Source organism: Bacteroides hominis (assembly GCF_033042785.2).
Classification (GTDB): Bacteria; Bacteroidota; Bacteroidia; order Bacteroidales; family Bacteroidaceae; genus Bacteroides; species Bacteroides hominis.
On the sequence record NZ_CP178829.1, the window covers coordinates 3,544,549 to 3,564,149 of the forward strand.

Annotated in this window: 15 protein-coding genes; all 15 read left to right on the forward strand. The window is 48.6% G+C overall.

Annotated elements, in window-relative coordinates:
• Positions 1 to 19 precede the first annotated feature (19 nt).
• Complete coding sequence (locus tag R3O62_RS14795; RefSeq protein ID WP_032531508.1) at positions 20 to 508, forward strand: PepSY-like domain-containing protein; 489 nt, start codon at positions 20 to 22, stop codon at positions 506 to 508.
• A 1,002-nt stretch (positions 509 to 1,510) separates the two neighbouring features.
• Positions 1,511 to 1,798 (forward strand): hypothetical protein, encoded by a 288-nt coding sequence (locus tag R3O62_RS14800; protein ID WP_137569099.1) that lies wholly within the window; start codon positions 1,511 to 1,513, stop codon positions 1,796 to 1,798.
• 19 nt (positions 1,799 to 1,817) lie between these two features.
• Positions 1,818 to 2,384, forward strand: coding sequence for a DUF3575 domain-containing protein (locus tag R3O62_RS14805; protein WP_050496883.1), 567 nt, complete (start codon positions 1,818 to 1,820; stop codon positions 2,382 to 2,384).
• Positions 2,385 to 2,404: 20 nt separating this feature from the next.
• Positions 2,405 to 3,988 carry a hypothetical protein gene (locus R3O62_RS14810; RefSeq protein WP_269109771.1) on the forward strand — a complete coding sequence of 528 codons (1,584 nt, stop codon included), beginning with the start codon at positions 2,405 to 2,407 and terminating at the stop codon, positions 3,986 to 3,988.
• A gap of 7 nt (positions 3,989 to 3,995) precedes the next feature.
• Positions 3,996 to 4,937, forward strand: a complete 942-nt coding sequence (locus R3O62_RS14815) for a FimB/Mfa2 family fimbrial subunit (RefSeq protein WP_250709874.1) — start codon at positions 3,996 to 3,998, stop codon at positions 4,935 to 4,937.
• Positions 4,938 to 5,060: 123 nt separating this feature from the next.
• Complete coding sequence (locus R3O62_RS14820; RefSeq protein ID WP_269109774.1) at positions 5,061 to 8,261, forward strand: hypothetical protein; 3,201 nt, start codon at positions 5,061 to 5,063, stop codon at positions 8,259 to 8,261.
• Between the two features lie 181 nt (positions 8,262 to 8,442).
• Positions 8,443 to 8,631 (forward strand): AAA family ATPase, encoded by a 189-nt coding sequence (locus tag R3O62_RS14825; protein ID WP_234168652.1) that lies wholly within the window; start codon positions 8,443 to 8,445, stop codon positions 8,629 to 8,631.
• 288 nt (positions 8,632 to 8,919) lie between these two features.
• Complete coding sequence (locus R3O62_RS14830; protein ID WP_250709876.1) at positions 8,920 to 11,034, forward strand: hypothetical protein; 2,115 nt, start codon at positions 8,920 to 8,922, stop codon at positions 11,032 to 11,034.
• Between the two features lie 12 nt (positions 11,035 to 11,046).
• A complete protein-coding gene (locus R3O62_RS14835) occupies positions 11,047 to 12,576 on the forward strand; it encodes a hypothetical protein (protein ID WP_269109777.1) in 1,530 nt (509 codons plus the stop codon).
• Positions 12,577 to 12,842: 266 nt separating this feature from the next.
• Positions 12,843 to 13,310, forward strand: a complete 468-nt coding sequence (locus R3O62_RS14840) for an HU family DNA-binding protein (protein WP_005805993.1) — start codon at positions 12,843 to 12,845, stop codon at positions 13,308 to 13,310.
• Positions 13,311 to 13,519: 209 nt separating this feature from the next.
• Complete coding sequence (locus R3O62_RS14845) at positions 13,520 to 15,853, forward strand: transglycosylase domain-containing protein (protein ID WP_250703684.1); 2,334 nt, start codon at positions 13,520 to 13,522, stop codon at positions 15,851 to 15,853.
• Between the two features lie 11 nt (positions 15,854 to 15,864).
• The gene (locus R3O62_RS14850) at positions 15,865 to 16,233 is read left to right on the forward strand and encodes a 2-amino-4-hydroxy-6-hydroxymethyldihydropteridine diphosphokinase (RefSeq protein ID WP_005805998.1); all 369 of its coding nucleotides are present in this window, start codon (positions 15,865 to 15,867) and stop codon (positions 16,231 to 16,233) included.
• A gap of 29 nt (positions 16,234 to 16,262) precedes the next feature.
• Complete coding sequence (gene kdsB / locus R3O62_RS14855; RefSeq protein ID WP_032531484.1) at positions 16,263 to 17,021, forward strand: 3-deoxy-manno-octulosonate cytidylyltransferase; 759 nt, start codon at positions 16,263 to 16,265, stop codon at positions 17,019 to 17,021.
• Positions 17,018 to 18,304: a M16 family metallopeptidase gene (locus R3O62_RS14860; protein ID WP_234185306.1), complete on the forward strand. Its 1,287-nt coding sequence runs from the start codon at positions 17,018 to 17,020 to the stop codon at positions 18,302 to 18,304. The genes kdsB and R3O62_RS14860 overlap by 4 nt, the downstream gene beginning before the upstream one ends.
• 50 nt (positions 18,305 to 18,354) lie before the next feature.
• Positions 18,355 to 19,518: a phosphatidylinositol-4-phosphate 5-kinase gene (locus R3O62_RS14865; RefSeq protein ID WP_005777650.1), complete on the forward strand. Its 1,164-nt coding sequence runs from the start codon at positions 18,355 to 18,357 to the stop codon at positions 19,516 to 19,518.
• The last annotated feature ends 83 nt before the right edge of the window (positions 19,519 to 19,601 follow it).

Consider the following 19,601-nt stretch of genomic DNA (forward strand, 5'->3'; position numbering starts at 1 on the left):
ATTAATAGAAACCCAAATGATAAAGAAGCTTAACCCCCTTTTGTTGATGGCAATGTTGTTATTCATTTCCACCACTGTTTTTTCAGCCGGTTTTCCTCCTCCCGATAAAGTGCAGGAAGCCTTTCAGAAAATGTATCCTAAAGTGACCACGGTCGATTGGGAACGAAAAGGAGATTATCACATTGCCGATATCAGGGTGAAAGGACGGGAGCTAAACGTCTGGTTCAGTGATAAAGGTAAATGGTTGATGACAGAGACCGATGTCGAATCTTTGGAGGCTGTTCCTCCTGTTGTGGCAAAGGCCTTTATGCAAAGTACGATGGCGTCCATGCAATTGGAAGATGTAAGAATCATCACTTTTCCCAAGCAGCCGGCGGTCATCATAATCGAAGTGGAGGAATATGACACTGATTCGGAATTTCAGTTGTTTTATTCTCCGGACGGTAAACTCTTACAGACTCTTAATGTAAGCGAAACAGGAGGGGAGATTTATCCCGGACTGTTTTGATGAAAGATAGAGACCCTCTAAATGGATGTGTAGTGAATAAAATAATTGAAAGATGATGCATAAAACGGAGAATTAAATAAGAAGTTGTACTTTTGCTGTATATATTTGGACCTATCACTTTATATATAAATGAGAAGTTGGTTATAAGTAAATTGAGACTGTGAAAATTATATTTATTATCTTGTATCGCATGTTATTTATTTCCCTAAATACCTTGATTAAGGTATCTCTGTCTTGATAGCTTTCCGTTTGGGTGTAGCCATCCGGTTGTGAGGGTGTAGCCTTAACAGTCAGATGGCTACACCCAAACGTCTTCAGGGCTACACCCTTTTCGCATCTCCTTTCCAAGACGGTTGCGGAAGTAACGGGTTATTGCGGAATAACCTATTATCTCTACATCTTTACACCATTGCCCGTTTTCTGTATTTTTCTAGTTTTTCATCCAGTAATAATATTGGTTTATCTCTTTGTTTTTCAGTTAATTTCTTCCGAAGTGATTTGGTGTTGATCTGATTGTTTGCATCCTTGATCCTTGTTTTTTCCCTGTTTTTTGTTCATGATATGATAAAGTTAAAATATAAACAAATAAATCGAAAAATTAAATTACTTGTCTCTAAGAAATAAATCAAGAAGTCTGAGAAAATATGGTAAAAGATATAATGAATACCTCTTTTGGAGTTTAATTTACTTATAATCAGTGGTATATATTCGCTGATTGCAATGTTTCAAAAAACGTACGTCTTTTGAAACACAAAGATAAGGCATTTTTTATATATATCAAAATGTTTAATAATAAAAATATAAATATTCTATATTTATCGATTTTATTAATTGAAATTTCATTGTTTAGCTTCTTTTCCCATGTTCTTTTTATCTGTAAGTTTTCCCTTCTTCTTAATAAAATAATATATGTTTCAATAATGTTTCAAAAGACGTACGTTATTTGAAACATATCTCATGTCTTTTATCACATAACAAAACATTTACATAACAACTAATGCATTGATACTAAGTTTATTAACTCGAGTGGCCATAGCGGTACTTTATGACACTCCCTCTTTGGTATCCGTACTTTCTACGAACAGGTACGGTGTTTTCGGCGATACATCAGCTTCTGTGCTATCCAAATTCGTATGTGGTGGTCTTGTGGGGCTCAAGTCTCCTCTTCTGGATTCGTCACTTTGCGGCTACGAGTTGTGCCATCCCTGCCATCGCATCAACCTCCTTGATACTCTGGAAGCTATAGGTGAGCATCTGGACTGCTCGGAGATCCGTCTGCCTGATTTGTAACCCTTTTAACGCCCGAAGTATGTCTGCCCTTTCCCTCCGCCTGTCGTTTTTTTTTCCGCTGTTGCTCTTCACCCTGCCGCTGCATTGCCAGCGTGTCTGCCTGAAGAGCGACCTGCTCCTTTGGGCCACTACCACTCCGAATGGCTCGTTGGAGTTTTCCGTATCTCGCCGACTGACGTTCGAGGCCGGAGGTGCCTACAACGCTTGGAAGTTCGGCAACGGGATGAAGCTCAACCTCTACCTGGCACGTCCTGAGTTTCGTTACTGGTTCTGCCAGCGCTTCGAAGGACATTTCTTGGGCATCCATGGGCACTACGGGCATTTCAATGTCGGTCAGATTCCCTTCCTTTCAGGTATGAAGGACCGTATCTACCGGGGCGACTTCTATGGCGGTGGCATCTCCTACGGCTACCATTGGGCGTTTGGCGAGCGTTGGGGGCTTGAGGCGGTCATCGGCGGTGGATACGCCCGGCTTGACTATGACAAATACCGCTGCGTGGAGTGCGCCGAACGTACGGGCAGTTACCGCCGCCACTATTTCGGTCCCACGCGTACGAGTCTTTCACTGATTTATTTTATCCGCTAACCCCTCTTAAAGAGACGAACATGAAACACCCCTTCCGCTCCCTTCTGCTGACAGGCCCGCTTTTCCTGTTGCTTTCCCTCTTTCCCTCGTGCGCCTTCGGTTTCGGGGTCAAGGTGGGTTCCCTCTCTGTGCGTCTGTCCGATGACAGCCTGCGGGTGAGTCTTCGTCTGGACCTCGGAATGGTGGTTGCCCGCCCTTGGGTGAGCTATACGTTTACTCCCGTCCTTCGTGCCCCGGGGCGTATTGTTGAGCTTCCCCCTGTGTTGGTGTCAGGCCAACGCCGTCTGCGTTTCGACCGTCGTGAGCGTGCGCTTTCCTCGTCTGGGTATCTTCGTGAGCCGTATTGTATCCTTCCCGGAAATCCCCGCGACCGCCGTGATACGGTGTTCTACTCCGTCTGCATAGCCTACAGCCCTTGGATGCGCACGGCCTCCCTGGCCCTGATGCAGGAGTCCAAAGACTGCTGCGATTTAGAACTTCTGACCGTGGACACTTTGCTTCCCATACTTGGGTTGGCAGATCCTGCTTCCGATAGCTCCGGATTTCCGGAATCCTCCGTTTTTGCCACATACGGTAGCTCTGCCGGATCTTCGGGATCCTCCACTCCTGTGGAATCCTCCGTCCGGTGTCTTCCCTGTGCAGCGATGGTCTCTTGGCTCGATCCCGATCTTGAGTCGGAAAAACACCGTACGGGGTATGTCACCTTGTATATAGACTATCCGCAGGGACGCCATCACGTGGAGCGTGGCTATCGCAACAATGCCCTTGAACTCTCCCGCCTGGACAGCTTGCTGCTGCCCCTGCGCGGAGACAGCCTCTCCACGATCCGCCGTCTCGAGGTTTGTGGCTATGCCTCCCCCGAGGGTGCCTACTATGACAACGACGCGCTTTCCCGTGCTCGTGCCGATCGTTTTGTGGATTATATGTCTTCCCATTATAGTCTGTCCCGGAGTCTTTTCCGTGTCTCCCATGTGGCGGAGGACTGGGACCGGCTTTGCGAGCTCCTTCGGGCTTATCGCCCCGCCTATTGGGAAGAGTCCCTCGCTGTGATCTCGGGTACGGGTATCTTTGAGGGCCGCGAGCGTGACCTGATGGTGCTCCGTGGCGGTGTTCCCTATCGCGAGATGTCCGCCCGTCTTTTCCCCTTGCTCCGCCGCATCGGTGTGGTGGTGCGTTACGACGTCCGCCACGTGGCTCCTGAAGAAGCCGCGCGCCTGGTCTATACGCACCCCCAGCTGCTTTCGCTGCAGGAGATGTACCGCGTCGCCCGCTACTACCGTCCGGGCACGGAGCAGTACCGTGAGATTTACGAGATCGCCGCCTACCACTTCCCCGACGATCCTGTAGCCCATATCAACGCGGCTTCCGCCGTTTTGCTTTCGGGTGACACCGTCTCCGCCCGGCACTATCTGGAGCGTTTTCGCGCAGATCCCCGTGCGTGGAACGACTTGGGTGTTCTGGCTTACGCCGAAGGGAAGTTGGAGGAAGCCGCTGACTGGTTCCGTAAGGCGGTGGGAGTGGACCCGTACCGTGCCAGAAAGAACTTGGAACGGCTGATGGCAGAAGGGCGACGTCCGGAGGATGTGGAGGGAAACGATAAATAAAGATAAGATGTGTAAAGCGTATCTGTTTGGTGTGTTTGTCTGGGCTTTCAGTTTGCTTCTCGTCTCTTGCAGTTTCGAGGACGAACCGGGTGTTTGTCCCTACAACGTCCGCCTTGAATACTGGTACGCCGGCCACTCCTCAGAGAACCGCCTTTCGCTGCGCATGGACAACCTTCAGGAGTTGCTTTACGACAGCGAGGGCATCCTGATCCGCAACCGTGAACTGCGTGGTGACAGCCTGACGGGATATCGGGCAAAGTTACCTCCTGGTGACTACACCCTCGTCGTCTGGGGAAATTACGGAACGGAGCGGAGGGGCACCACCCGGATGGAGCAAACAGATTTCCTGTCCTCCGCCCGGCTGACCTCTTCCCGTGATACGGTCCCTCCGGGTTACCGTGAGAATACCGAGCGTCTCTATTACGGGAGTGAGACCTTTACCGTCCCGCCGGATGGTGTCTTGTCGCAGCGCATATACGTTTCGCATGCGCATGCCAGCCTGAAGATTACGGTCAGCTGGCTGACGGACCGTCCCACGCTGGCGGGTCCCCTTACGATGTGCCTTCGCGGCATTCCGGATGAATACGGTTTCCGGACCGGTTCTGAGGTCGCCTCGGTGAACAGCGCAGGCCCCCACCGTTTCCCGGTGACGGGCGTGGGTGAGACGCAACACCGGGTCCGTGCCTCGCTGGATTACCAGGGTGATGTCAGCGGTGAGTTTGTCACCTTGCGGTATACCGACCGCACGCACCAGCTTTGGAGCCTGTACTGCGGTGACCGTCAAATTGTCCGCGAGTTGGACCTGAAACGCTATTTCGTCCGCTCCTCGGTCGAGATGGGCCGTAACGTGGAACAGGAGTTCCACCTGCTTGTCCTGATCGAACCGGACCAGATCGAGGTGACGGAAATCTCCGGTTCGGACTGGGACGAGGGAGGGACGATTGGGTGAACGGAGGGACTCACCACAGAGGACACAGAGGCTCACAGAGTAATCAGTGAAATCTGAGTAATCTGTGGTGAAACAAACGATGAACATTAAATGAATACAAGTTTAATTTAAAATACGAAATTTATGAAACGACTGACTAACATTCTTTATCTCCCGCTATGCTGTGCCGCCCTCTTTCTGGGTTCGTGCGGGGAGACGGAGATTATGCCTCCCGAGAAGGAGGGTGGGGACGGTATGTCCTCCGGCTCCCGGGAGCTGGTGCTGACGCTCCAGAACAAGGTGAGCCTTTCCGGCACTTTGCCCCTTACCCGCGCTGAGATCGCCACGAACGACGAGCGGCGGATCGACGCCCTGGACATCTACGTGTTCGGCTCGAAGGAACTGGAGGGGGAGTATACCTTTCAGGAAAAGTTCAGCTACCGCTCGGACGGCTCCACGGTTGAAAACAGCTCGGGCATCGAAGTGGAAAACGGTGACGGCAACTCCTCCCAGCCCACGGTGCTTTTCCGCCCGAAGAAGGGGCTGTATATCAAGCTGTACTGCGTGGCTAACCAGCCCGACTTGTACCGGCTCGACACGAGCCATCCCGACGCTCCGTCCTATGTAAAGTACGAGGACTATACCCCCTTGCAACAAACCGCTCCGGGCAGTCCGGACAACGTGGTCACGCTGGGTATTCCCACGGAATCGGACTTCTGCGGGTTCATATCCCGCCCGCTGAATCCCGCCAACGCTGCCGACAGCATCGTCCCCGCCCTGGTGATGGTGGGCGCCCATATCGCCCCAGTGGACCTTCACGACTTCTCGCTCTCCTCCCGGCTTTACGCGGGTGTGAAACTGACCCGTGGCGTCGCCCGCTTCGACGTGGTGAACGACGCCTCCGCCTCTCGCTTTACGCTGGAGTCCGTCAGCCTGGGCAACGGGCGTTCGGCCACCCGGCTCTTCCCGCTGGAAGCGCTGGCGGGTGCCTCGGGTGAATTGGTCACCTATCCTTTTCGCAGCCTGAAGAAGATGCCCAAGGTGAACGAGAACCAAGCTTTGCCTGTGTTCTACTCCTACGCCTGCACCGTGGAAGATAAGGGCTACCTGATCCTGAAAGGCAAATACGTCATGAACCAGGGCGAGGTGAAGGACGTGAGTTATAACATTGACTTCAGCCGTGTGGAAGACGGCAACGGCAGCCACATCGAGATCAGTCCCAACCACCGCTATACGGTGGCTATCACAAAGGCGGATCCTTACCGGATCGACTTCAACATCACGGTTGCCGACTGGGAAGAGGGAGGCAACCTGGGGGACTATACCCCCGAGAACGGTATCGGCGAACTGACGGTGGCACCGGCGGATCAATATGACCCGGATACCCGGACCATGACCACCCCCGTGGTTCCCGGCAACCAGTTTACCCTCACCACCTTTGCCAACGCCCCGCTGCAAGCGCAAGTGCTCTATGCCTTCCCCGGCAACGAGTGGCTGGATGCCCAAGTGGAGATGAACGCGCTGACTCGCACCCTCTGGAGCCAGACGGGTGTCTGTACGGTGACGGTCAAAGAGGGTGTTTTCACTGCCTATCCCGATGCCGTGGTCCGATTGATCAATACGGCCAATGGCTCCACCAACGAGATACGTGTGGAAGCCCAGGGAGTCTATCTGGGTACGGTGCGTCCGGGTGACGACATCCACAACAGCTATGACGAAACGACTCAGACCCTTACCCTGTACGGCACTGATAAAGCCATCGCCACAGCTACAGTCTATTGCCCTTCGGGACTGGCTGCACTGAACCTTCCAGACTGGATTACGGAAGAGCATAAGGTTGAGGGTGGAGCCACAGATTATACTTTCACGTTGAACCAGTCCAAATTTCCTTCCGATCTGGGGATGGACAAGGATGCCACCTATACAATCAATTTTACCGATGTTCTGAACGGCAGTTCGCAGAAACAACTGCATCTCGTGCTCAAATCCTCCTTCATCGATAAAGTAAAAACATCCCTTACCTATGTTTCTGGGAATACAGGCAACACGTATGACTCCACTGCTGGCAAAGAGACAATTATGATGAAAGCCACTGCCGAGTCCACCACCTCATTCAAGCTTAAAGTGCCTTCTCCTCGTGGCGTGACCCTTTCTCAAACTAATTATGGTTGGTTTACGGTATCTCATACAAATATCTGGAAGGAATCGGATAAATATGATGAGTTTACTTTCACAAGTACAACCGGACAATCGGACTATCCGGATAAATCGGTTGTCTTCACCAACAACATTGTGGGGGGAGGTAACTTTACGCTGACAGTCACTACCGGAGTCTTTCTGGGAACTGTCACAGGTACGGGTACGGCAGGTCCTTATAATAATTACAAATCTGCCTCCAATACTCTGATCTTGTATGCCACCAACGGTAACGCCGCTACGCTGAAAGTCTATTCTCCTTCCACGCTAACGGTGACGGAAAACCTGTCGTGGTTGACAGTAACTCCATCGGGCAGTAATACATACATTTTTGCACTGACCGGAACAAGTAGTAGCTCTACAGGTAGCGGTACGGTCACTTTTACAAATTCTTCGAATACCTCCCAAAGTCTTTCTTTGAATGTTTCGTTACAATCGTCGGTCATCAAGACGGCCTCTCTCTCCAAACAGCCGTCTGGTACCTCATATAGTGGTACGACACTGATACTGAACGCTTCAAACAAAACCGCTTTTACGCTGACCATACCTTCGGGAAGGGGGACGTATTTGTCTGGCTCTACCGATCAAACGTGGTTTACCGTGACGAAAGCTTCGTCCTGGAGTGAAAGCAGTCCGCAGGATACGTATACGATTCAAGTAAAAGAAGGAGATCAGAGTATGACGAACAAATCTATAGCCTTTACGAATAATATCAGTGGGGCAGGAAATCTGACAGTAACGGTAAAGAAAAACACGTCAGATGCTTATAACCCGATATGGTCTGGTAACGGAGTATATTATGTGAATAATAGTTCTTACTTAACGAGTCCATATTCCAATGAAAATAATACCGTAACATGGAGTACTGCTTCTACCGCTTGTCCCAATGGCCAAGGATGGTATATGATATCAAGGTCTGATATTGAATCTTGGGGCAGCATTCCATCTTATACCCCTGGAACCATCAATATATTCAACTTTTTTCTGGCATTCACTAACGGCTATTATTGGACTAACACGGTAAATAGTGCAGCAGAAGGCAAAATGTGGGTTCTTGATTCAAAAGGAGGTAATGCAACCAGTGGAACCGGACAGTTCTATCCTCTATATCAGACCAGTTCTTATCGTGTTCGATGCATAAAAAAATGATTCATCAATTCAAATAAGAAATAAAATTCGCTCTTTGACTTATTGGAAACGAAAACTATGGTTTACTATTCGAACTTTCCATAGAATAATTCGCATTTTTGTATATATAAAGTGTTTTTTGCGCAAAACAATGTAATATCAATAGATTGGATATATATCTTTACATAAATTACCTATTGGTATACAACGTTTTGAGAATTCATATCGGGAGGGTTATCTTTATGTTGATAAGACAGCTTTTGTTTACCATCTGGTAACGATGGGGAAGCCCTACTTCTTAAGTCGTCCGTGTTGGTTTGGTAAGAGCTTGTTGTTGCTAAGTACTTTGGGAACCTGTCTTAGGAATATTATGTGTAAATTTTACTATTAAATAGTTGGAAAAAACTGGTTGGAGTATCTTGTGTTACATCAGGATTTGAATACAGAAAAGCATGGCTCAACAGCATAGCAGAAGAAATTTTGCGACAAACTGATGAATAAAGGATATACGTTGTCGTATGTCATCGGTAGACATGAAATTGTGAAGTAAGTACCATCATATAATCCATAGTTTTCGTCCCTCTGTTTGCCGCTTGGCATATAGGGGGATTTTTTGTTTCCTTTAAGTGTAAAAGAGCAGCAAACAAAAACATATTATTCATTTTAAAATAAAAAGATTATGAAGTTAAGTAAATTGTTTTATCTTTCTGCCCTTTTGGTTCCCTTGTGGAGCTCTTGCAGTAAAGATTCGGATTTTCACGATTCTCCGTCAGGAACAGGTACCCGTAGTGAAATTCAGTTAGTATTCAATGGCAGCAGTGACAGCGAGATTTACACTCGTGGCATTGCTACGGAGTCGGAAAATGAGATCCGTGCTCTTCGCATCTACGTATTTGCATCGGATGCCGATGCCGGCACCTACTATTATCAGGAAACCTTCTCTACCGAAGCCGACGCGGCGGATGCTGACCACCACATCACGCTCCAAGGCACGGGCATCTCCCGTCAGACCTCTATTAAGCCCGCTGAGTGGAAAACGATGCCTTACTTACACTTGTATTGTGTAGCCAACAGTGAACTTTACACCGACGGAACCACGCCTGCCACGCTGACCGCCATCAGTGACAGCGGTGACGGTACCCCATCTACCGATGGTGCCACTACAGAGACTGCTTTTAAAGCCTTCGTGACCACTGCTGTAGGCAACACCGTACCTATCAATACTCCGCTTGCCATGAAAGGCAGCACTTCCACCAAGATCAGCGGTAACTACTCAAAAGCAAGCGTGGAGATGAAACGTGTGGTAGCCCGTTTCGACATTGACAACGATGCTTCAAAAACAGCGCTGACCATCACGAAACTCTCCGTGCAGAAGGCTCATCCGTACGCTACGCTGTTCGATACTCCTGTCGGAACAGGTACCCTGCAATCTTATGCCCCAGTGGACTACAGCACGCTTCCCAATGCGAACGCGGGCATCAGTACGGGAGCCGCCTACATGCATCCGAGCGCCAAGGCCAACGAGTCCTTGCTGGTGATCGAAGGTACCTTCTTAAATCCGAGCACGAAGACGGACGTTCCGGTGACCTACCGCGTGCCCATCGCCGTAAATCCCTCCACTCCCGTAGCCGGCGGTGGGAAAGTGGATTATATCGACGTGAAACCCAACACGCGCTACACGATGCACATCAGCGAGGTGACCGAGGCCGAGATCACCGCTATCTTCGAGATTGAAGACTGGACTTCCGGCGGCGGTGTGGATATCAAGCCCGACAATGACGTGAACCCGGAACTGCTTACCGTGGAGGGCACCCCTCTGAAAACTGCCTGGAATACGGGTGAAACCCATCTGTCCGTTACTACTGACGGTGACCTTACCTTAACGCTGAAAGCTACCGGCAAGGTGCGTGCCGAGCTCGCCCCAATCGGTTCCATCCTGACCCGTGCGGGTGGGGACTGGCTAACAGCCACGGCCGCTTACGACCCTGAATATTCCGAAATCGGCGGTCAAACCCAGACCACTCTGAAGTTCACCGTACAGAACATCGCGGACGCTGTAGTCCCGGTAGCCGTGACGCTTATCAACGAGGCTTCCTCTACCGACGCTGACCTGTATACGGTCCTGACCGTCATCCCTCCTGCGAAAGCCCCCGCTGTCAGCGAGTCTGCAACATATACGGGGAGCCCATACAATACGCTCGATGTGACTACACCGACCGCCCCGACCGCCACTTTGTATAAAGGTACGGACAGCAAGCTCTACTTCGACGTTGACTGTCCGTTCGGCTCCGCCGTCACTACGGACAAGGCTGCCGCACTAAAAATCACGAAAGTCGCCACCCAGGGCTTGATCGAGACCTACTGTCTCTCCTTTGCCGATGTGACAACGGCTGAGACCAACGCCACGGTTTCCATCGCCAATAACGACGACCCGACACAGAAGACCGATATCACCGTCACGATTTCCGACGGCAGCGTGGTGAAGGCTAATGTGACGGCTACGGAAGCCACCTATACGGCAGCTACCGATGAGCTCGAGATAGCCGCCTCGCCAACGGGAGCCGTCACCCTGACCGTCCCCTCGATAGCCGGAATGACCCTCAAGCAACTGGACTACAGCTGGTTCACGGTGTCACATACCACCATCTGGGCGGGTGATGGCGCCGATACGAAGAAAGACGTTTTCACCTTCACGTTGAAAAGCGGCAAGACCCCGGTTGAGATCCCTCTGACCTTTGCCAATGCGGTGAAAGGTGGTGGCGACCTGATAGTGAAAGTAACGAAAGCAAACTAAAAAATACAGATTATGAAACATTATTCCTATTTACTGAGTACCCTGTTGCTGGGCGTTGCCCTTTCCTCCTGCGGAGAGACCGCTATGGACCGTCCCGACGAGGGTACGGGCGGAAGTACCGTCCCTGAACAACGTGAACTTCTGCTCACGTTGCAAAACAAGCTGTCACTGGCTTCCGTGGGCACTCGTGCCGACATCGCCACCACGGACGAAAAACGTATTGACGCGTTGGATATTTATGTGTTCGGTTCTACAGAGATTGACGGAGAGTATACCTTCCAGGAGAAATTCAGTTACCGGGTGGACGGTTCCCCCGTCTCCGGTGCGGGTACTGTCGATGTGCAGAATGGTGACGGTGCCGCTGCTGTGAATCCTACCGTCCTGCTTCGCCCGAAGAAGGGTCTGTACATCAAGCTCTATTGCGTGGCTAACCACCCGAAACTCTACACCTTGAATGCTGTCACTCCCGCCTACGAGGAGTATACGGCTTTCACCCCGCTGGTTCAGACAAATCCCGGTGACCCCGCCAACAACCAGATCAAGACACCCGGTATCCCTACGGAAGAGACGTTCAAGGGACTGATGACCACGGTTATCGATCCCGCAGATGTCACTTCGGTGATTGAGCCCGCCCTTGCCATGGTCGGTGCCAACACCGCTGCGATCGACCTTCATGACTTCTCGCTTACCTCCCGTCTGTACGCGGGCATCAAGCTGACCCGCTCGGTCGCCCGTTTCGACGTGGTGAATCAGGTGGAGACCTCCCGGTTCACGCTTACAGGTGTTGGCATGGGGAACGGGCGCTCTACCACCACACTCTTCCCCCTAGAGGCTCAGAGGGACGCTGACGGCAACCTGATCACCTATCCTTTCCGGGACGTGACCGGTCTGACAGACGTGAATAACGGTGTGCAGACCCCAGTGTTCTACTCGTACGCCAACGATCAGGCGGATGCGGGTTATCTGATCCTGAAAGGCACCTACCAAATGAACCAGACGGATGCTCCTGTGGAGGTGAACTACAACGTGAACTTCAGCCAGATCAAGGACGGTACCGGTTCGTATATCGAGATTAACCCAAACCATCGCTACACGGTTGCGATCACGAAAGCTGACCCTTACCACATCGACTTCACGCTGACGGTTGCCGACTGGGAAGAGGGTAGCGACCTGGGTTCGTACGTCCCAAGTAACGACGTGGCTACAGATGCTATCACAGTGACGGGTGACGGTGTGTATACCGCTCCTACCAAGACCATCAGCTTGGAGAAGACCGTGGGTAAGAAGTTTACCCTGACCACTTACTCGAACGCGGAAGTGGATGCTAAGGTGATCTACTCCGCTGCTGGTAACGCCTGGCTGACAGTGGGTGCCGTTCAGGAGAGCGACTCGGACGATGACCTCTGGAGCAAGAAGATCACTTTGGAAGTTACGGTGAATGCCGGTCCTTTTACGGCTTACCCGGACGCTACGCTTCGGCTGACGAATAAGGCTCATGGCACGACGACGGATCTGAAGGTGGAGGGCACCGATGCTCCCTGATGACCTGATAAGAAAGGCCGTAACGATAATCTCTCCGTGAGGAGATGTTTGTTTTGTTTATGTCAACTCCTTCCGGCCCATTGGGGCAGGGGGGAGTTGTGTTTTGTATATCATTTATTATAAGTGTATTACACCTTTTTTTTAATAATCTGCTTTGCGGAGGCTGTTTTGCTTGGTACTCTTCAGGGAAAACCGGATATTTGCACTGTTGATCAACGAAACGAGACTATAAAAATGAAATTTAAATCTTTAAAAAGAAACGTAGTATGAGTGTAATTTTTAAAACAGTGCAACGCCCGTCAGATCCGCGCGTTGAGAATTCTCCGAAGAGGTATTATCCGCAACTCATTACATTGGGTCGGTCGGTAAACCTGAAGTTTATAGCACAGAAAATCCAGGACCGTTCATCACTTTCGGTAGGTGACATTAAGAGTACGATTCAGAATTTTGTAGAAAAGTTGAAAGAGCAGCTGCTGGAAGGAAAAGCGGTAAACATTGAAGGATTGGGGGTGTTTATGCTCGCAGCCAAGTCGAAAGGTGCCGAAAAGAAAGAAGACATCACGGCCAAAAGTGTAGAGGCTGTACGTATCTATTTTCAGGCTAACAAAGAGTTGAAAATTACCAAAACGGCTACCCGTGCGGGTGAAAAACTGGACCTGATCAGTCTGGACGATTACCTGAAAGGGACAACTGATGGAGGAGACGGAGGTATCGTAGATGATCCGACGGCATAAAACGGCTGACGGAGAGGTAATGATCCTGTAACAGACGAATAGAAAACAGGATGTGTGTATGGCTTCCGGCCGATTCCCGAAAAAACGGGACGGCCGGGAGCCTTTTTTTACTTCGCTTAGGCTTTTTTGTGTGCAAACATGGAAGGGAACGCTTGTCAGATGGAAGGGAATGATTATCTTTGCAACTTCGAATAAAACTACGGAATAAAATGGTTAAGAAGATAGTAAAAGGCCTTTGGATTTTCTTTGCACTGATGGTGCTGGCAGGAATTGCAGTATTTGCTTCTATCGCTTATGGATGGATTGGATATATGCCTCCTGTGGAAGAATTGGAAAATCCAAATTACAAGTTTGCCACCGAAATTCTTTCGGAGGACGGTAAGGTTTTAGGAACATGGTCGCTTAGTAAGGAGAATCGTGTATATACCTCATATAATGAACTTTCACCTAACATCATCAATGCACTGATAGCAACGGAAGATGTACGCTTTGCCGAACATTCGGGCATTGATGCCAAGGCACTGATACGCGCTGTAGTGAAACGTGGATTATTGATGCAGAAAAACGCAGGTGGAGGTAGTACGCTCTCGCAGCAACTTGCCAAGCAGCTGTTCACAGATGAAGTTGCCAAAAACACTCTGCAACGTCTGTTTCAGAAACCGATAGAGTGGGTGATAGCCGTGAAATTGGAGCGATATTACACCAAAGAGGAAATTCTGAGTATGTATCTCAATAAGTTTGACTTTCTGAACAATGCAGTAGGAATCAAAACAGCTTCCTATACCTATTTCGGATGTGAACCGAAAGACTTGAAAGTTGAACAGGCGGCTACGCTGATCGGTATGTGTAAGAATCCTTCACTCTACAATCCGGTACGCTTTAATGAGCGCTCGCGTGGACGAAGGAATACTGTACTCGACCAGATGAGAAAAGCCGGATATATCACGGAGGAGGAGTGTGACTCGTTGCAGAACCTGCCGCTGGAGCTGGTATACCACCGGGTGGACCATAAAGAAGGATTGGCTACTTATTTTCGCGAATATCTGCGTGGTGTGATGACTGCTCCTAAACCCGTTCGCAGTAACTATCGTGGCTGGCAGATGCAAAAGTTCTATGAAGACTCGATCGACTGGGAAATGAATCCGTTGTATGGCTGGTGTGAGAAGAATAAGAAAAAGGACGGTTCGAACTACAACATCTATACGGACGGGCTGAAAATTTATACAACCATCAATTCGCACATGCAACGTTATGCCGAAGAGGCAGTGGAGGAACATATCGGAGACTTTCTGCAACCTCTGTTCTTCAAAGAAAAGAAAGGACGCAAAAAAGCTCCGTACAGCAATCAATTGACTCAAGAAGAGATTGACCGCATTCTGGACAGGGCAGTGAAGCAGACCAGCCGTTATCAGAGTATGAAAGCAGCCGGGGCCTCGGAAACGGAGATCAAGAAGGCATTCGACAAGCCGGAGCCTATGTCAGTCTTCACATGGCACGGTGAAAAAGATACCATTATGACTCCAATGGATTCCATCCGTTATTATAAACACTTCCTGCGTGCCGGATTTATGTCGATGGATCCGATAAACGGGCAGGTAAAGGCATATGTGGGTGGACCGAACTATACTTATTTCCAATATGACATGGCGATGGTGGGGCGCCGACAGGTGGGATCTACTATTAAACCCTATCTATATGCGTTGGCAATGGAAAACGGATTCTCTCCCTGCGATGAAACACGCAATGTGGAAATCACCCTTATTGATGAAAATGGAAAGCCTTGGTCACCGAAGAATACTTCGAAAGGACATTATGGTGAAATGGTAACTTTAAAATGGGGACTTGCCAACTCAAATAACTGGATATCGGCTTATTTGATGAGTAAACTGAACCCGTATGCGTTGGCACGTCTGATCCACACTTTCGGGGTACGCAATAAAGAAATTCAACCTACAGTATCTCTCTGTCTTGGTCCGTGCGAAATTTCGGTAGGAGAGATGGTCAGTGCTTATACAGCCTTTGCGAATAAGGGAATTCGGGTAGCACCTTTGTTTGTGACCAAAATAGAAGACAGTGAAGGCAATGTGTTGTCCACCTTCTCGCCACAGATGGAAGAGGTGATCAGTGCATCGAGTGCCTATAAGATGCTGGTAATGCTGCGTGCCGTAATCAATGAAGGTACAGGAGGACGTGTCCGCAGGTACGGAATAACAGCCGATATGGGTGGTAAGACCGGAACGACTCAGCGCAACTCGGACGGATGGTTTATGGGATTCACTCCTTCACTGGTATCCGGTTGCTGGGTAGGCGGTGAAGAACGGGATATCCATTTTGACTCGATGAGAGATGGACAGGGTGCTGCGCTGGCATTGCCCATCTGGACAAAATACATGCATAAGGTGTATGCAGACCAGACATTGGGATATGATCCGAAAGAGACTTTTAAACTCCCTGACGGATTTGACCCGTGCAAAGACTTCAGTATTTCGGGGGACAGCATCATAGATGAACCGGCATCGGGACTGGACGATTTATTCAATTAATGTAGTCAGTGATGCACTCCTGTCTGATTTGTATCGGAAGTAATTATAACCGGAAGGAGAATCTCCTTCTTGCCCGCAGGAGGCTGACGGCTCTGTTTCCCTCCATCCGCTTTACGGGTGAGCAGGAAACAAGGCCGTTATTCTTTCGTAATCCGGCATTGTTCTCTAACCAAGTGGCTCGCTTCTATACTGATGCGGACGCCGAACGGGTGGTGAAAGAGTTGAAAACAATCGAAAAGGAGGCTGGAAGAGAGAAGGAAGACAAAAAGAGGGAAAAGGTTTGTCTGGATATCGACCTACTCGTTTTTGATAACCGGGTATTGAAACCGGAAGACTTGAAAAGAGACTATATTCTCAAAGGACTTGAAGAACTGAAGTAGCCTATGACTCGCAACTAAATATAAGAAATATGAAATTTTTAGGAATAATTCCCGCACGTTATGCTTCTACCCGCTTCCCGGCAAAACCATTGGCCATGCTGGGAGGAAAAACGGTGATACAACGTGTATATGAACAAGTGGCCGGTGTGCTTGATGATGCCTATGTAGCCACGGATGACGAACGGATCGAAGCTGCTGTAAAAGCATTTGGCGGCAAGGTAATAATGACTTCTGTTAACCATAAAAGTGGAACAGACCGCTGTTATGAAGCTTGTACAAAGATAGGTGGGGACTTTGATGTAGTGGTTAACATACAGGGAGATGAACCTTTTATTCAGCCCTCGCAGCTGAAAGCTGTAAAAGCCTGCTTTGAAGATGTGTCTACACAGATTGCTACTTTAGTGAAACCCTTTCCGGCAGATGACGAGTTTGCCGTGCTGGAAAATGTGAATTCTCCGAAGGTAGTACTGAATAAGAACATGAATGCATTGTATTTCAGCCGGTCTGTGATCCCGTACCAACGTAACGCGGATAAAAAAGATTGGTTGAAAAATCACACTTATTATAAACATATCGGACTATATGCATACAGAACAGAAGTACTGAAAGAGATAACTTCACTCCCACAGTCTTCGTTGGAGCTGGCTGAATCATTGGAACAACTTCGCTGGCTGGAAAACGGGTATACCATTAAAGTCGGAATCAGTGAAGTAGAGACAATCGGGATCGATACACCTCAGGATCTGGAAGAGGCAGAGAAGTTTTTACAGAAAAATAATTTATTATGAACCGGACACTTCAACCCGAAATTCAGGAATTAGTTCAGTTCAACATCCTTCCTCCGGAACGTACGGTAATGCCGAATGGAGTACCGTTGACGGTTATCAATGCCGGCGAACAGGATGTGGTACGCGTTGACATTTTGTTTGGTGGCGGACGTTGGCAACAGTCGAAAAAACTACAGGCATTGTTTGCGAACCGTATGTTGCGTGAAGGCTCCCGGAAATATACGGCAGCAGAGATTGCTGAAAGGCTGGATTATTACGGGGCATGGCTCGAACTGTCCAGTTCGGCGGAATATGCATATGTCACACTGTACTCACTGAATAAGTATTTTGCCGAAACGCTCGATGTACTTGAATCAATTATCAAAGAGCCGCTTTTTCCGGAAAAAGAACTGAATACGGTAATAGATGCCAATATTCAGCAGTATCTGGTTAATACGTCAAAAGTGGATTTTCTGGCACACAGGAGTCTACTGAGGGCACTTTATGGTGAAGAACATCCATGCGGACGCTATGTGGAGGAGACAGACTATCATAACATAACTCCGGACTTATTGCGTGAGTTTTATAATACGTATTATCATTCGGGAAATTGCTATATTTACCTTTCCGGTAAAGTAACGGACGAAATTACCCGCCGTATAGAAGCTGCATTCGGTATGGTTCCGTTTGGCAATCATCAGCAAAGGCTGGTTAAGAAAGAATATCCGTTTGTTGCGGTCCCGGAGAAGCGTATTTTCACGGAAAGAGAAGATGCAATGCAGAGTGCGGTGAAATTGGGAACTACAACTATCTTGCGAACACATCCCGATTATCTGAAACTACGAGTGTTGATCACTCTGTTCGGGGGGTATTTCGGCAGTAGATTGATGTCGAATATTCGTGAAGATAAAGGATATACCTATGGAATTTCTGCCGGGATCATGTTCTATCCGGGTAGTGGCCTGCTTGGCATCAGTACGGAGACAGCGAATGAATACGTAGAACCGTTGATACAGGAAGTTTACAAAGAGATCGATAAACTGCAGAATGACCGGGTGGCACCGGAGGAGCTGGCCATGGTACGTAACTATATGCTTGGAGAGATGTGCCGGAATTATGAATCACCTTTCTCACTGGCTGATGCTTGGATGTTTATCCTTACTTCCAGTTTGGATGATGCTTATTTTGCCCGCTCGCTACAAGCTGTGAAGGAGGTTACGCCGGAAGAAATACGGGAGTTGGCAGGTCGTTATTTGTGCAAAGAGAATTTAAAAGAGGTCATTGCAGGTAAAAAGTTAGCATAAAAAAGCGTCAAAAGAAAGCAGCTTTAGTGTATAAATTGTATATTTGCCAAATGAAAACAACAAGATACATCTATACAGCACTCATTTTAGCGGCTCTTTCGCAAGGGAGTGCTGTCGCACAAAATAAAGGTGGATTCTTCAGCAAAGTGCGGGACACCTTCTCTACTGAAATTAAAATAGGAAACTACACGTTTAAGGATGGCTCCGTATATACCGGAGAAATGAAGGGACGTAAGCCAAACGGTAAAGGTAAGACTGTTTTTAAGAATGGCGACGTTTACGAAGGGGAGTACGTAAAAGGTAAGCGTGAGGGATTCGGAGTTTATACTTTCCCAGACGGTGAACGGTATGAAGGACAGTGGTACCAGGACCAGCAACATGGCAACGGGATCTACTATTTTATGAACAATAACCGTTATGACGGTATGTGGTTTCAGGATTATCAGCACGGGCCGGGAACGATGTATTACCATAATGGAGACGTATATGTGGGTGACTGGGTGAACGACAAACGTGAAGGTAAAGGAACATACACTTGGAGAGACGGTTCCAAATACGTGGGCGACTGGAAAAATGATAAAAAAGACGGTAAAGGCGTATTGGAATGGAATGACGGTTGTAGATATGACGGTGACTGGAAAAATGATGTCCGTGAAGGTAAAGGAACCTTTGAATATACAAACGGTGAAAAATATGTGGGTGACTGGAAGGACGACTTGCAACATGGAAAAGGTATCTTCTTTCTGGGAGGCGACCGCTATGAAGGTTCATATCTGCAGGGCGAACGTACCGGTTCCGGTATATATTATCATGCTAATGGTGACAAATATGTAGGTAACTTCAAAGATGGCATGCAGGATGGTGAAGGTACGTTTACCTGGGCTAACGGTGCCGTATATGAAGGTGAATGGAAAGATAACAAGCGTAACGGACATGGAACCTATAAATGGAGCAACGGGGATGTGTACGAGGGAGAATGGAAGAATAACCAGCCTAATGGTAAAGGTACTCTTACTTTGACAAACGGTACCAAATATAAAGGTGGATTTGTGAACGGATTGCAGGAAGGCAATGGAGTGGAAGAAGATAAAAACGGGAATCGTTATGAAGGCTTCTTCAAGCAAGGTAAGAAAAATGGACCGTTTGTAGAAACAGATAGTACCGGAAAAGTAATCCGTAAAGGAACTTACAAATTCGGACGACTGGAACAATAGACAGAGCAGAGATAAGCATAAATAAGCATAAATAAAAAAACGTAGAACTGAAAGTTCTACGTTTTTTTATTGTCCTTTATCCT

Coding starts and splice junctions, on each gene's coding strand:
- R3O62_RS14805 (WP_050496883.1), top strand. CDS start 1,818: ATGTCTGCCCTTTCCCTCCGCCTGTCGTTTTTTTTTCCGCTGTTGCTC.
- R3O62_RS14810 (WP_269109771.1), top strand. CDS start 2,405: ATGAAACACCCCTTCCGCTCCCTTCTGCTGACAGGCCCGCTTTTCCTG.
- R3O62_RS14815 (WP_250709874.1), top strand. CDS start 3,996: ATGTGTAAAGCGTATCTGTTTGGTGTGTTTGTCTGGGCTTTCAGTTTG.
- R3O62_RS14820 (WP_269109774.1), top strand. CDS start 5,061: ATGAAACGACTGACTAACATTCTTTATCTCCCGCTATGCTGTGCCGCC.
- R3O62_RS14830 (WP_250709876.1), top strand. CDS start 8,920: ATGAAGTTAAGTAAATTGTTTTATCTTTCTGCCCTTTTGGTTCCCTTG.
- R3O62_RS14835 (WP_269109777.1), top strand. CDS start 11,047: ATGAAACATTATTCCTATTTACTGAGTACCCTGTTGCTGGGCGTTGCC.
- R3O62_RS14840 (WP_005805993.1), top strand. CDS start 12,843: ATGAGTGTAATTTTTAAAACAGTGCAACGCCCGTCAGATCCGCGCGTT.
- R3O62_RS14845 (WP_250703684.1), top strand. CDS start 13,520: ATGGTTAAGAAGATAGTAAAAGGCCTTTGGATTTTCTTTGCACTGATG.
- R3O62_RS14850 (WP_005805998.1), top strand. CDS start 15,865: ATGCACTCCTGTCTGATTTGTATCGGAAGTAATTATAACCGGAAGGAG.
- kdsB (WP_032531484.1), top strand. CDS start 16,263: ATGAAATTTTTAGGAATAATTCCCGCACGTTATGCTTCTACCCGCTTC.
- R3O62_RS14860 (WP_234185306.1), top strand. CDS start 17,018: ATGAACCGGACACTTCAACCCGAAATTCAGGAATTAGTTCAGTTCAAC.
- R3O62_RS14865 (WP_005777650.1), top strand. CDS start 18,355: ATGAAAACAACAAGATACATCTATACAGCACTCATTTTAGCGGCTCTT.